Source organism: Streptomyces sp. NPDC039430, from assembly GCF_055639435.1.
In genome coordinates this window covers 328,920-341,780 of record NZ_JBVKAK010000007.1, presented here as the reverse complement: position 1 = coordinate 341,780, position 12,861 = coordinate 328,920, and the positions used below count along the sequence as shown (strand labels likewise).

The 12,861-nt window shown below is 70.7% G+C and carries 14 protein-coding genes; all 14 read right to left on the bottom strand.

Annotation, left to right across the window (positions count from 1 at the left end):
* Window positions 1-89: 89 nt before the first annotated feature.
* Window positions 90-635 (bottom strand): adenine phosphoribosyltransferase, encoded by a 546-nt coding sequence (locus tag ACZ7LS_RS20290; protein ID WP_382670147.1) that lies wholly within the window; start codon window positions 633-635, stop codon window positions 90-92.
* Window positions 632-1,759, bottom strand: a complete 1,128-nt coding sequence (gene secF / locus ACZ7LS_RS20285; protein WP_382519864.1) for a protein translocase subunit SecF — start codon at window positions 1,757-1,759, stop codon at window positions 632-634. The genes ACZ7LS_RS20290 and secF overlap by 4 nt, the downstream gene beginning before the upstream one ends.
* 1 nt (window position 1,760) lies before the next feature.
* A complete protein-coding gene (gene secD / locus ACZ7LS_RS20280) occupies window positions 1,761-3,530 on the bottom strand; it encodes a protein translocase subunit SecD (RefSeq protein ID WP_382519866.1) in 1,770 nt (589 codons plus the stop codon).
* 144 nt (window positions 3,531-3,674) lie between these two features.
* Window positions 3,675-4,127 (bottom strand): preprotein translocase subunit YajC, encoded by a 453-nt coding sequence (yajC, locus tag ACZ7LS_RS20275; protein WP_382670156.1) that lies wholly within the window; start codon window positions 4,125-4,127, stop codon window positions 3,675-3,677.
* A 165-nt stretch (window positions 4,128-4,292) separates the two neighbouring features.
* On the bottom strand, window positions 4,293-5,375 hold the full coding sequence (gene ruvB / locus ACZ7LS_RS20270; protein WP_382519870.1) for a Holliday junction branch migration DNA helicase RuvB: 1,083 nt from the start codon (window positions 5,373-5,375) through the stop codon (window positions 4,293-4,295).
* A 77-nt stretch (window positions 5,376-5,452) separates the two neighbouring features.
* The gene (ruvA, locus tag ACZ7LS_RS20265; RefSeq protein WP_385133147.1) at window positions 5,453-6,076 is read right to left on the bottom strand and encodes a Holliday junction branch migration protein RuvA; all 624 of its coding nucleotides are present in this window, start codon (window positions 6,074-6,076) and stop codon (window positions 5,453-5,455) included.
* Window positions 6,073-6,630, bottom strand: a complete 558-nt coding sequence (gene ruvC / locus ACZ7LS_RS20260) for a crossover junction endodeoxyribonuclease RuvC (protein ID WP_382877394.1) — start codon at window positions 6,628-6,630, stop codon at window positions 6,073-6,075. The genes ruvA and ruvC overlap by 4 nt, the downstream gene beginning before the upstream one ends.
* A gap of 128 nt (window positions 6,631-6,758) precedes the next feature.
* Window positions 6,759-7,511: a YebC/PmpR family DNA-binding transcriptional regulator gene (locus ACZ7LS_RS20255; RefSeq protein ID WP_249951051.1), complete on the bottom strand. Its 753-nt coding sequence runs from the start codon at window positions 7,509-7,511 to the stop codon at window positions 6,759-6,761.
* A 62-nt stretch (window positions 7,512-7,573) separates the two neighbouring features.
* Window positions 7,574-8,164 (bottom strand): pyridoxal 5'-phosphate synthase glutaminase subunit PdxT, encoded by a 591-nt coding sequence (gene pdxT, locus ACZ7LS_RS20250; RefSeq protein ID WP_385133143.1) that lies wholly within the window; start codon window positions 8,162-8,164, stop codon window positions 7,574-7,576.
* Between the two features lie 6 nt (window positions 8,165-8,170).
* Entirely contained in the window at window positions 8,171-9,085 is a 915-nt protein-coding gene (gene pdxS / locus ACZ7LS_RS20245; RefSeq protein WP_129772718.1) for a pyridoxal 5'-phosphate synthase lyase subunit PdxS, read from the bottom strand.
* A 125-nt stretch (window positions 9,086-9,210) separates the two neighbouring features.
* Window positions 9,211-9,756, bottom strand: a complete 546-nt coding sequence (locus ACZ7LS_RS20240; protein ID WP_382519878.1) for a hypothetical protein — start codon at window positions 9,754-9,756, stop codon at window positions 9,211-9,213.
* A 200-nt stretch (window positions 9,757-9,956) separates the two neighbouring features.
* Window positions 9,957-11,147, bottom strand: coding sequence for a glycosyltransferase family 4 protein (locus tag ACZ7LS_RS20235; RefSeq protein ID WP_382519879.1), 1,191 nt, complete (start codon window positions 11,145-11,147; stop codon window positions 9,957-9,959).
* Entirely contained in the window at window positions 11,144-12,049 is a 906-nt protein-coding gene (locus ACZ7LS_RS20230; RefSeq protein ID WP_385133138.1) for a phosphatidylinositol mannoside acyltransferase, read from the bottom strand. The genes ACZ7LS_RS20235 and ACZ7LS_RS20230 overlap by 4 nt, the downstream gene beginning before the upstream one ends.
* Window positions 12,046-12,714 (bottom strand): phosphatidylinositol phosphate synthase, encoded by a 669-nt coding sequence (gene pgsA, locus ACZ7LS_RS20225; RefSeq protein ID WP_382519883.1) that lies wholly within the window; start codon window positions 12,712-12,714, stop codon window positions 12,046-12,048. The genes ACZ7LS_RS20230 and pgsA overlap by 4 nt, the downstream gene beginning before the upstream one ends.
* Between the last annotated feature and the right edge of the window lie 147 nt (window positions 12,715-12,861).

The window sequence follows — 12,861 nt, the reverse complement described above, 5'->3', positions numbered from 1 at the left end:
CCCTCTCGCCCCAGGACCTGAGAGCCCTGCAACGACGGACGGGCACCCGGTTGTTCCCGGGTGCCCGTCCGTATGCCTCGAAGGGCCGCTCAGAGCGTGATCAGGGCCTCCAGCGGGGCCCCGCCCAGAGCGGGCTCCAGACGGGCCCTGCCGCCCAGGAAACCCAGCTCCATCAGGACCGCGACGCCCACCACCTCGGCGCCGGCCCGCCGGACCAGCTCCAGCGAGGCCTCGGCCGTACCGCCGGTGGCCAGGACGTCGTCGATGACGAGGACCCGGTCGTCCTGGTCCAGGTCCTCCGCGTGGACCTCTATCTCCGCGGAGCCGTACTCCAGCTCGTACGTCTGGGACAGCGTCGCGCCGGGGAGCTTGCCCGCCTTGCGTACGGGGATGAAGCCCACGCCCGCCCTGACCGCCACGGGAGCCGCCAGGATGAAGCCGCGGGCCTCCAGGCCCACGATCTTCGTCGCGCCGTACCGCGCGCACAGCTCGGCGAGCGCGTCGGTCAGCGCCGTGAAGGCCTTCGGGTCGGCCAGCAGCGGAGTGATGTCCTTGAAGACGACGCCCGGCTTGGGGTAGTCCGCGACATCACGGATGCGGCTGAGCAGCAGCTCCCGCGTGCTGGTGTCCGTCACCGACGCCTCCCGGAACCCGACGGGCGGCCACGCCCGCCCCTGGCGCGCTGGCCGGCCACGGCGGCCGCCGGCGCTCCTGGGACCTCGTCCTCGGGACCGTCCTCCTCGATGATGTCGTCGCCGCCCGAGAGGCCGTCGGCGGGCTCCCCCTTGGCAGCGGCGGCGGCCCGCTTGGCGAGCACCCGCTTCTTCAGCGCCTTGATCCGCGGGTCGCGTTCCTTCAGGTCGGCGACGAGCGGCGTGGCGATGAAGATCGAGGAGTACGCACCGGCGGCGAGGCCGACGAAGAGCGAGAGCGAGATGTCGTTCAGCATGCCGGCGCCGAGGAAACCGCCGCCGATGAAGAGCAGACCGGCGACCGGCAGCAGCGCGACCACGGTGGTGTTGATGGAACGCACCAGCGTGCTGTTGATCGAGCGGTTGGCGACCTCGCTGTAGGTCCAGCGGGTCTGTTTGGTGATGTCCTTCGACCCCTCCTTGAGACTGTCGAAGACGACGACGGTGTCGTAGAGGGAGTAACCGAGGATGGTGAGCAGACCGATCACCGTACCCGGGGTGACCTCGAAACCGACCAGCGCGTACACACCGACGGTGATGGTGAGGTCATGGATCAGGGCGATCAGGGCCGCGACCGCCATACGCCATTCGAAGGCGATCGCCAGATAGATCACCACCAGGACCATGAAGATCCCCAGGCCCATCCAGGCCTTGTTGGCGATCGTCGCGCCCCAGCTCGGACCGACGAGTTCGGCGTTGATCTTCGCCTCGTCGACCTTCAGGTCCTTGGCCAGCTCCGTCCGCACGCCGTCGGCCTGCTTGGTGTCCAGTTCGGTGACCTGGATCCGCATGCCGCCGTTGCCGAGCTGCTGGACGATCGCGTCGTGCCCCGAGGCCTCTTCCGTGATCGTCCGGGCCTGCGTCACGGAGACGCTCGTGCTCGGGATGGTGAAGACGGCACCGCCCTTGAACTCGATGCCCATGTTGAGACCGCGTACCGCCACGCCCGCGATGGCCGTGATGGTGATCAGGATCGAGAGCGCGTACCAGAACTTGCGCTTCCCGATGAAGTCGTAGCCGACTTCACCGCGGTAGAGCCGGGCGCCGAGTGCGCCGAGTCGCGACATCTCACGCCTCCTTCGGGTCGGTGGGAGCGCTGACACGGCGGGAGCGGCGCAGCGGGGGCTTGGCGCCGAGCCGCTTCGGGTCCAGTCCGGACCAGGGGTGACCGCTGGCGAAGAACTTGGTGCGGGCGAGGAGCGTCATCACCGGCTTGGTGAAGAAGAACACCACGACCACGTCGAGGAGGGTGGTCAGACCGAGGGTGAACGCGAAGCCCTGGACCTTGCCGACCGTGACGAGGAACAGCACGGCGGCGGCGAGGAACGACACGAAGTCGGAGACCAGGATCGTGCGCCGGGCGCGCGGCCAGGCGCGTTCGACGGCGGGCCTGAGCGTGCGGCCCTCGCGGATCTCGTCGCGGATGCGCTCGAAGTACACGATGAACGAGTCCGCGGTGATACCGATGGCGACGATCGCGCCGCACACGGCGGGCAGGTTCAGCGCGAAGCCGATACCCGGGCCGAGCAGCGCCATGATCGTGTACGTCATGATGCCCGACGCGCCGAGGCTGAGGATCGCGATACCGGCGAGGCCGCGGTAGTAGGCCACCAGGTAGATGACCACCAGGGCGAGGCCGATCGCACCGGCGATCAGGCCCGCTTCGAGCTGCTCACCGCCGAGCGCGGCGGTGACGGTCGTGACGCTCTGCTCCTGGAAGGAGAGCGGCAGCGCGCCGTACGACAGGATGTTGGCCAGGTCCTGGGCGGACTGCTGGGTGAAGCTGCCGGAGATCTCGGCGCTGCCGCCGAGCGTCTGGCTCACCGAGGGCGCCGAGACGACGTTGCCGTCGAGGACGATGGCGAACTGGTTCATCGGCGGCTGCTGCTGGGAGAGCTTGCCGGTGATGGACTGGAACTTCTTCGTGCCACCGCTGCTGAAGTCCATCGTGACGATCCAGATGCCACGCTGCGGGTCGAGAACGCCCTTGGCGTCGTCGACGTCCGTGCCCTCCAGCTCGGCGGGGCCGAGGATGTACTTCTCCCACTGGTCGCCGGAGTTCTTGCCGCAGGCCACGATCGTGTCCTTGGGCGCGGCGCCCTGGTTGGCCTTGGTGCGCGCGGCCTGGTTGGTGCAGTCCAGGTCCGTGAACTTCTTCTCCAGCGCGGCCGTGGCCGGGTCGGTGGAGGGCGTGGCGGAGGGGGACGGCTTGTCCGAGGAGCCGGGCTTGTCCGAGGAGGACGCGCCCGGGGAAGGCGTCACGTCCTTCTTCAGGCCCTCGGTGACGGCACGGCCCTGGGTGCTGGAGCTCGACGAGGGGGACGGGTCGGAGTTGCCGGCCGACTCGTCGCTCGACGGGTTGCCCGCGGAGGAGGAAGGGGAGCCGCTCGGAGTACCGCTGCCGGAGGGCTGCGGGGCGGCCGGGCCGCCCGCGGCGACCGTCAGTACCGGCCGGAAGTACAGCTGGGCCGTGGTGCCGACCTGATCACGGGCCTGCTTCTCGTTCGTCCCCTTGGGGATGTTGACGATGATGTTGCTGCTGCCCTGCGTCTGGACCTCGGCCTCCGAGACGCCAAGACCGTTGACACGCCGCTCGATGATGCTGACGGCGGTGTCCATGTTGGTCTTGTTGATCGCGTTCGGCTTGCCCGGCGTGTTCTTCGCCTGGAGCGTGATGCTCGTGCCGCCCGCGAGGTCGATTCCCAGGCGTGGCGTGACATGACCGGACCAGAACATCCCGCCCGTGAGGGCGACCATGGCAATCAGGAACAGTGCCAGGGTGCGCCCTGGCCTGCCTGGGGACCCCGCTTGCCTGCGGCCCTTATTAGGTGCTGCCACCTTCTCGTTTCTCCCTGTCCAACCGCCCCACGCCGGGTGTGCGCCGGAGCGGCCACGAAGTGTTGTGGGGACCTGCCCCCGCAGAATTCCAGCGCGACCGTACGCCGCGACGGGCCGTGGAACGGCCCGTCTGCACGGTCGGGACTACTTCGCGCCGGCCTCGCCGTCGGTCTTGCCGTCCTTGGCCTCGGCGCCGTCGGCCTCGGGCTTCTTGCCCAGGTCGATCTTGGCGTCGTCCGGGGTGCTGTCCGTCCCGGTCAGCGAGGAGGCGTCGTCCGGGACGACCGGAGCGTCGAGGTCGCTCTTGAGGTCGTCCTCGCCGTGCACGATGCGGTTGTACTCGTCGTCGTCCAGGACGGCGCCGATGGCGTTCTTGGCGTACACGGCGTGGACGCCGGGAGCGACCTCCAGGAGGACCATGTCGTCGTGCACCTCCTTGACGGTGGCGTACATGCCGCCGATGGTGCGGACACCGGTGCCGGGCTGCATTTCGTCGCGCATCTGCGCGGCGGCCTGCTGCTTCTTCTTGGCAGACCGGGTCATCAGGAACATGGCCCCGATGAGCACGATGAAGGGGAGGAGGGTCACGATACTCACGGGAGGGAACTTCCTTCGCACGACCGCGCTGTCGAGCGGCCTGGTATACGGGGGTGGGCACGCCGACCCGGAAGGGCGGCATCGGCGGAGTCTAAGCGAGTCCGCTTCGTTGGAACAACGCCCAGCATCGCACCCGGGTTCCTGACCCGGCGAGTGTCGTCGCCCTCACGCCCCGAACAAACCCGGCTGGCCACCCGCGCCGGGCGCCTGCTGAGGAGGCGCGAGCCCCAGGTGGGCCCAGGCGGCGGGGGTCGCGACCCGGCCGCGCGGAGTGCGGGCGAGCAGTCCCTCCCGTACGAGAAAGGGCTCCGCGACCTCCTCCACCGTCTCACGCTCCTCCCCCACGGCCACCGCCAGGGTCGACAGCCCGACGGGGCCGCCGCCGAAGAGCTTGAGCAGGGCTTTCAGCACGGCGCGGTCGAGCCGGTCCAGGCCGCGGGCGTCGACCTCGTAGACCCCGAGGGCCACGGCGGCCACCTCGCGGTTGATGACGCCGTCCGCCTTGACCTGCGCGTAGTCGCGTACGCGCCGCAGCAGCCGGTTGGCGATACGGGGCGTGCCGCGGGAGCGTCCCGCGATCTCCGCCGCGCCCTCGGTGTCGATCTCCAGGTCGAGGAGGTGGGCGGAGCGGTGGATCACCCGCTCCAGCTCGGCGCTCTCGTAGAACTCCATATGGCCCGTGAAACCGAAGCGGTCGCGCAGCGGGGGCGGCAGCAGACCTGCCCGGGTGGTGGCACCCACCAGGGTGAACGGCGGCAGCTCCAGCGGGATGGCGGTGGCGCCGGGCCCCTTGCCGACGATGACGTCGACCCGGAAGTCCTCCATCGCCATGTAGAGCATCTCCTCGGCGGGCCGGGACATCCGGTGGATCTCGTCCAGGAAGAGGACCTCGCCCTCCTGGAGGGAGGAGAGGATCGCGGCGAGATCGCCGGCGTGCTGGATGGCGGGGCCCGAGGTGATCCGGATCGGAGCCTTCATCTCGGCCGCGATGATCATGGAGAGGGTGGTCTTGCCCAGCCCCGGAGCGCCCGAGAGCAGTACGTGATCGGCGGTCGCGCCACGCGCCAGGGCCGCCTTCAGCACCAGGTCGAGCTGCTCACGGACCCGCTCCTGTCCGACGAACTCACCCAGCGACTTGGGCCGCAGCGCCGCCTCGACGGCCTGGTCCTCGCCGTCGGCGGACGAGCCGACGAGCCGCTCGGCCGTGTCGTCCGGCGGCGTACCGCCACTGGTGTCGTCCCAGTTCACTCTGTTTCACCTCGGGGAAGGGGCGCGTCGCTCGACGGCGCCTCGAAGTACGGCACGGAAGGGCGGCCGGCGCCTGCTCAACGCGTTCTGTTCAGGCTCTGGAGCGCGGCCCGCAGCAGCTTCGGCACGGGGGGCTGTGTCCCCTCGGCGAGCGCCGCCTCGGCCTGCGGGGTGACCAGCGCCACCGCGTCGTCCGCCTCGCGGGTGGCATAGCCGAGACCGATCAGGGCTGCGTGCAGCTGGTCGCTCCAGGACGCGGAGACGGCGGAGCCGACCCCCGCCCGCCCGGCCGCGCCGACCGGTTCGCCGAGCCGGTCCTTCAGTTCGAGCAGGAGCTTCTGGGCGCCCTTCTTGCCGATGCCGGGGACCGCGGTCAGCGCCTTCTCGTCGCCCGTGGAGACGGCGCGACGCAGCGCGTCCGGGCTGTGCACGGCGAGCATGGCCTGCGCCAGCCTCGGGCCCACCCCGCTCGCGGTCTGCAGCAGTTCGAAGACCTGGCGTTCGTCGTCGTCCGCGAAGCCGTACAGGGTCAGGGAGTCCTCCCGCACGACCAGGGACGTGGCGAGCCTCGCCTCCTGGCCGACGCGCAGTCCGGCGAGCGTCCCGGGCGTGCACTGGACGGCCATGCCGACACCGCCGACCTCGATCACCGCCGTGGTCGGGGCGAGGGCGGCGACCTGGCCGCTGACGAAGGCGATCATCGCGTGACCTTCCGTACGGATGCGGTGGTGGGGACGCGGGAAGGCCGGGCCGCGGCCTGCGCCTGCCGCAGCCGGTTCAGCACAGGGGCACGCCAGATATGGCAGATGGCGAGCGCGAGGGCGTCGGCGGCGTCGGCCGGCTTCGGCGGGGCGTCGAGCCGCAGCAGCCGGGTCACCATCGCGCCGACCTGGGCCTTGTCCGCCCGGCCGCTGCCCGTGATGGCCGCCTTGACCTCGCTGGGGGTGTGCAGGGCCACGGGGATGCCACGGCGCGCGGCGCAGAGCATGGCGACCGCGCTGGCCTGCGCGGTACCCATGACCGTACGCACGTTGTGCTGGGCGAACACCCGCTCCACCGCGACGAGTTCGGGCCGGTGCTCGTCCAGCCAGCCGTCGATGCCCTGCTCGATGGCGACCAGCCGCAGGCTGGTCTCCGCGTCCGCGGACGTACGGACCACACCGACGCCGAGCATGGTCAGCGGACGGCCCGCGACGCCCTCGACGACGCCCACACCGCACCGGGTCAGCCCGGGATCAACTCCCAGCACCCGCATGGCGCCCCCTCCCTCGGTCAAATGTTCCCGCTGATCAGCACAGTATCGGTCGTCACCGACAACGCGACGGGCCGACGGGAAGGCGTGTCCCGTCGGCCCGTCAGATGAAGCCGTGTCAGCCGTGACCGTCAGGCGTCGACCTTCTCCATCACATCGTCCGAGACGTCGAAGTTGGCGAAGACGTTCTGCACGTCGTCGCTGTCCTCAAGGGCGTCGATCAGCTTGAAGATCTTGCGCGCGCCCTCCTCGTCCAGCTCGACCTGCATGGTCGGGACGAAGTTGGCGTCGGCGGAGTCGTAGTCGATCCCCGCCTCCTGGAGCGCGGTGCGGACCGCGACCAGGTCGGTCGCCTCGCTGAGCACCTCGAAGGACTCACCGAGGTCGTTGACCTCCTCGGCGCCCGCGTCGAGGACCGCGCCCAGGACGTCGTCCTCGCCCAGCTCGCCCTTGGGGACGATCACGACGCCCTTGCGGTTGAAGAGGTACGAGACGGAGCCCGGGTCGGCCATCGAGCCACCGTTACGGGTCATGGCGACGCGGACGTCCGAGGCGGCGCGGTTGCGGTTGTCGGTCAGGCACTCGATGAGCACCGCGACACCGTTCGGGCCGTACCCCTCGTACATGATCGTCTCGTAGTCGGCGCCACCGGCCTCCAGGCCCGCGCCGCGCTTGACGGCCGAGTCGATGTTCTTGTTCGGCACCGAACTCTTCTTCGCCTTCTGGATGGCGTCGAAGAGGGTCGGGTTGCCGTCGACATCGGCACCGCCGGTCCGGGCCGCGACCTCGATGTTCTTGATCAGCTTCGCGAAGAGCTTGCCGCGCTTGGCGTCGATCACGGCCTTCTTGTGCTTCGTCGTAGCCCATTTAGAGTGGCCGGACATCTGCCTGTCTCCTTCGCGTAACCAATCCTGCTCCGTTCGGCAGCGATCCTACCGGGATACGGTCACCGTGCGGAGCGCACCATGTCGGTGAAGAACCGGTGCAGCCTGTGGTCGCCCGTCAGCTCCGGATGGAACGAGGTGGCGAGGGCGTTGCCCTGCCGTACGGCGACCACATGGCCCCCGTACTCCGCGAGCACCCGCACCTCGGCGCCGACCGACTCGACCCAGGGTGCCCTGATGAAGACGCCCTCCACGGGGCCGCCGTCGACACCGCTGACCTCGACCGCCGCCTCGAAGGACTCGTTCTGCCGGCCGAAGGCGTTCCTGCGGACGATCATGTCGATCCCGCCGACCGTCTCCTGGCCGGAGCGCGGATCGAGGATCTTCTCGGCGAGCATGATCATCCCGGCGCAGGTGCCGTAGACCGGCATCCCTGTCGCTACCCGCTCCCGCAGCGGCTCCAGCATGCCGAAGAGCGCGGCCAGCTTGGACATCGTGGTGGACTCGCCGCCCGGGATCACCAGCCCCTCGACCCCGGCCAGCTCCGCCGGGCGCCTGACGGTCCTGGCCTCGGCTCCCGCCGCCGCCAGGGCCGCCAGATGTTCCCGGACGTCGCCCTGGAGCGCCAGGACGCCGATCACAGGAGTGCTCATCGCCGGTTACCAGCCACGGTTCGCGTAGCGCTCGGCCTCGGGCAGGGTGTCGCAGTTGATGCCGACCATGGCCTCGCCCAGATCGCGGGACGCCTCCGCGATGACCTTCGGGTCGTCGTAGAAGGTGGTGGCCTTCACGATCGCCGCGGCGCGCTTGGCCGGGTCACCGGACTTGAAGATGCCGGACCCGACGAAGACGCCCTCGGCACCGAGCTGGCGCATCAGCGCCGCGTCGGCGGGGGTGGCGACACCGCCCGCGGAGAACAGCACCACCGGCAGCTTGCCGAGCGCCGCGACCTCCTTGACGATCTCGTACGGCGCGCGAAGCTCCTTGGCGGCGGCGTACAGCTCGTTGCTGTCGAACCCGCGCAGCCTGGCGATCTCGTTCTTGATCTGCCGCAGATGCCGGACGGCCTCCACGACATTGCCGGTGCCCGCCTCGCCCTTGGAACGGATCATCGCGGCGCCCTCGCCGATCCGGCGCAGCGCCTCCCCCAGATTGGTGGCACCGCAGACGAAGGGTGTGGTGAACGCCCACTTGTCGGAGTGGTTGACCTCGTCGGCCGGGGTCAGCACCTCGGACTCGTCGATGTAGTCCACGCCGAGCGACTGCAGGACCTGGGCCTCCACGAAGTGACCGATCCGGGACTTGGCCATCACCGGGATCGAGACCGCGTCGATGATGCCCTCGATCATGTCCGGGTCGGACATCCGGGCGACGCCGCCGTCCTTACGGATATCGGCGGGCACCCGCTCCAGCGCCATCACGGCGACCGCGCCGGCGTCCTCGGCGATCTTCGCCTGCTCCGGCGTGACGACATCCATGATCACACCCCCCTTGAGCTGCTCGGCCATGCCGCGCTTCACGCGCGCGGTGCCGGTCTCGGGGGACTGGGGAACGGTGGGAAGCGTGGTGGACACGGAGCGACCTCACTGGCTGAAAACGATGGGGAACGGCATCCCCAGAGAACGCCCCGGAACCAGTCCACAGCAAGAGCCAATAAGGAGGCGGTGGCTCGTTTCGCGTGCTCAGGTACCCGGCGTGCTCAGGTACCGGGCCGGTCGGCCAGCGCGACCGGCGGTTCGTCGTCCATCTCGAACGCGAGCGGGAACGGCGCGTGGCCGGCGAGCCGGAACCAGCGGACCTTGCGGTGCCGGCGCAGCGCGCGGGCCGCGCGTACGGAGTCGTTGTGGAACCGCCGCGCCATGGGTACGCGCCGCACCGCGGCGGCGAGCTCCCCGGCGGCTTCCTCGCCGCCGGGCGCGGCCCGTACCGCCTCCACCTGCGCGGTCTCCCCGAAGACGGCCCGCAGCGCCTGGCTCAACTCGCTCTCCGCGACCTCCCGCTGCTCCTCCTCGGCCTGCCGGGCGGCGTGCGCGGCCTGGTACAGGACGATCGACGCGGCGGGATCGAGCACACCGGAAGAGGCCAGCTCCTGAGTGACCGAGGCGCGCCGCAGCAACTGGGCGTCGAGGGCGGCGCGGGCGGCGTCGATGCGGGCGTGCAGTCGGTCGAGGCGGCCGGCGGTCCAGCTGAGGTAGAGGCCGATCGCGACGACGGCGACGACGATCCAGATAAGGGTCTCGATCACAACGGGCAACGCTATCGCCTTCCGGCGGGGGGTCGTGATGGGGTGTGGTGCGCCTCCGGCGGGGTGCGGGTGCCCGGGTCAGGGCGCCGGGGCCCGGCCGCCCCCGCGCACGGCCGGGTCGCCTGGTACGGGCGGTCGCCCGGAGCGCATCCCCTGCGGCACCCGCGCACGACCACCGGGCCCCGCGGGGACGAACTTCCCTACCCGCCCGAGAAGAGCGCCTCGCCGTCGCCCTCGCCCCGCCGCCACAGGCGGCCGCGCAGTCCCGTCCGTTCGTCCGTCGCCACCGACGCCGCCCCGTCCGTCACCGTCTCGTACACCGCGAGGATGTCCGCCCCCACGGTCGACCAGTCGAAGCGCCGCACATGCGCGCTCCCCCGCTCCCGCAGTTCCGCGCGCCTCTCCGCGTCGCCCAGCAGCCGTACGGCCGCCCCCGCCAGCGCGTCCGCGTCCTCGTTCGTGAACAGCTCGCCCGCCGCACCCTGGTCCAGGACCTGCGCGAACGCGTCCAGGTCGCTCGCCAGCACGGCCGCGCCCGCCGACAGCGCCTCGACGAGGATGATGCCGAAGCTCTCGCCGCCCGTGTTGGGCGCGACGTACAGGTCGACGCTGCGCAGCAGCCGCGCCTTGTCCTCGTCGCTGACCATGCCGAGGAACTCGACGCGCTCCCGCATCTCCCTGGGAAGCGACTCCACCGCTTCCTTCTCGTCCCCGCGCCCCGCCACCAGCAGCCGGGTCTCCGGGTAGACGGCGAGGATCTTCGGAAGGGCGTTCATCAGCACCGGCAGGCCCTTGCGCGGCTCGTCGATCCGGCCGATGAAGCCGATGGTGCGCCCCTGCCAGTCGGGGTTGACGTCGGCCTTGGCGAAGAAGTCGACGTCGACGCCGTTCGGGATGACCACGGCGTCGCCGCCGAGGTGCTCCACCAGCGTCCGCCGCGCGTACTCGCTCACCGCGATCCGCGCGCTGATCTTCTCCAGCGCGGGCTGGAGGATCGGGTACGCGGCGATCATGGCCCGCGACCGCGGGTTGGAGGTGTGGAACGTGGCGACGATGGGGCCCTGCGCGGCCCAGCAGGTGAGCAGACCCAGTGACGGCGCGGTCGGCTCGTGGATGTGGATCACGTCGAAGGCGCCGTCGTGCAGCCAGCGCCGTACCCGCGCGGCCGACAGGAAGCCGAAGTTCAGCCGGGCGACCGAGCCGTTGTACGGGACGGGCACGGCGCGGCCGGCCGAGACGACGTACGGCGGGAGCGGGGTCTCGTCGTCCGCGGGGGCCAGTACGGACACTTCGTGGCCGAGCCGGATCAGATGGTCCGCCAGATCCCTGATGTGGAACTGGACTCCGCCCGGTACGTCCCAGGAGTACGGGCAGACGATGCCGATCCTCACTCGGGCCCCCGCTCCAGGTCCTTGAGCCACAGCCGTTGCAGCATGTGCCAGTCCTCCGGGTGCTCGGCGATTCCGTCGGCGAAGGCATCGGCCATCGCCTGTGTCATCACAGACGTCTTCTCGGCGCGGGTACCTGACTCGGGCACCTCGATCGCCGGGTACACACGTCCCCGCATGACCGTCGAGTCGTCGAACCAGAGCGCCGCCGGCATCAGCAGCGCCCCGGTCTGCTGGGCGAGCAGCGCGGGTCCCGCCGGCATCCGGGCCGCGTCCCCGAAGAAGTCGACCTCGACGCCGGACGACGACAGGTCGCGGTCGGCCACCAGGCAGACCAGACCGCCGCCGCGCAGCCGCCGCGCGAGCCGGCCGAACGCGGAGCCGCCGGTGTGCGGCAGGACCTCCATGCCCAGGCTCTCGCGGTAGGCGACGAACCGGTCGTACAGCGTCTCGGGCTTGAGCCGCTCGGCGACCGTCGTGAACGGCACCCCCTGTCCCCGGGTCAGCCAGGCGCCGGCGAGGTCCCAGTTGGCCATGTGCGGCAGGGCCAGCACGACGCCGCGTCCGGACGCGAGTCCGTCCATCAGCAGGTCGATGTCCTTGATCTCGGCGCCCGCGCGCACACGCTCCGTGCTCCAGGCCGGCAGCCGGAAGGACTCCATCCAGTAGCGCATGTACGAGCGCATCCCGGCTTTGGAGAGCGCGGCGAGCCGCTCGGGCCCGGCGTCGGGCACCACACGCGCGAGATTGGATTCGAGGCGCAGCACGGTCGGCCCGCGCCGCTTCCACACGGTGTCCGCGATGGTCCGGCCGAGGGCCGTGGCCACGGGCTCCGGGAGCTTCTTGACCGCGCCCCAGCCGAGCCCGTACAGCGCGTCGGTCACGCGGTCGCGCGCCCCGCTCATGAGGTGGCCCCGCTGCCCCGGGAGCCGGCCGCGGCGGCGTCGGCCTCGGCGGACTCACGGCGTACCGTGACGACGCGCTGGCCGAGTGTGACCACGCTGCCCGCGGCGACGATCCACAGGGCGATCGGCAGCAGGATGTCGATGCCCGGGACGCCGAAGCCGTGCAGCCCGGCGAGACCGGCCGCGACCAGTGAGATGACCAGCCGCTCGGCGCGCTCGACCAGCCCGTTGACGGCCACGGGCAGCCCGATGGACTCCCCCCTGGCCTTGGTGTACGAGACGACCTGGCCGCTGGCCAGGCAGAAGATCGCGACGGCGCAGAGCGCGTTGCTGTCGCCCGTGCCCGCGTACCAGAGCGCGAATCCGGCGAAGATCGCGCCGTCCGCGACCCGGTCGAGGGTCGAGTCCAGGAAGGCGCCCCAGCGGCTGGAGATCCCCGCCTGCCTGGCCATATTGCCGTCGATGAGATCGGAGAAGACGAAGACGGTGATGACGATGGTGCCCCAGAAGAACTCCCCGCGAGGGAAGAAGACCAGCGCACCCGCCATCACTCCGGCCGTACCGATGAGCGTGACCGCATCCGGGCTGACTCCGCGGCGGAGCAGAAATGCGGCGAACGGTGTGAGGACACGCGTGAAGAATGCACGCGCGTACTTGTTCAGCATGGCCTTCCCGAGGTTCGGTGGGCCGCGTGGCCCCGACGGCCACCGGCTGGGCCCTGTCCGGTGGGTCTCCGTGGGCCTTCGGACAGGACCCGGCCCATCGTAGCCAGGACCCCGGCGCCGTACTCCGGGGCACCCGCACCATGCGCC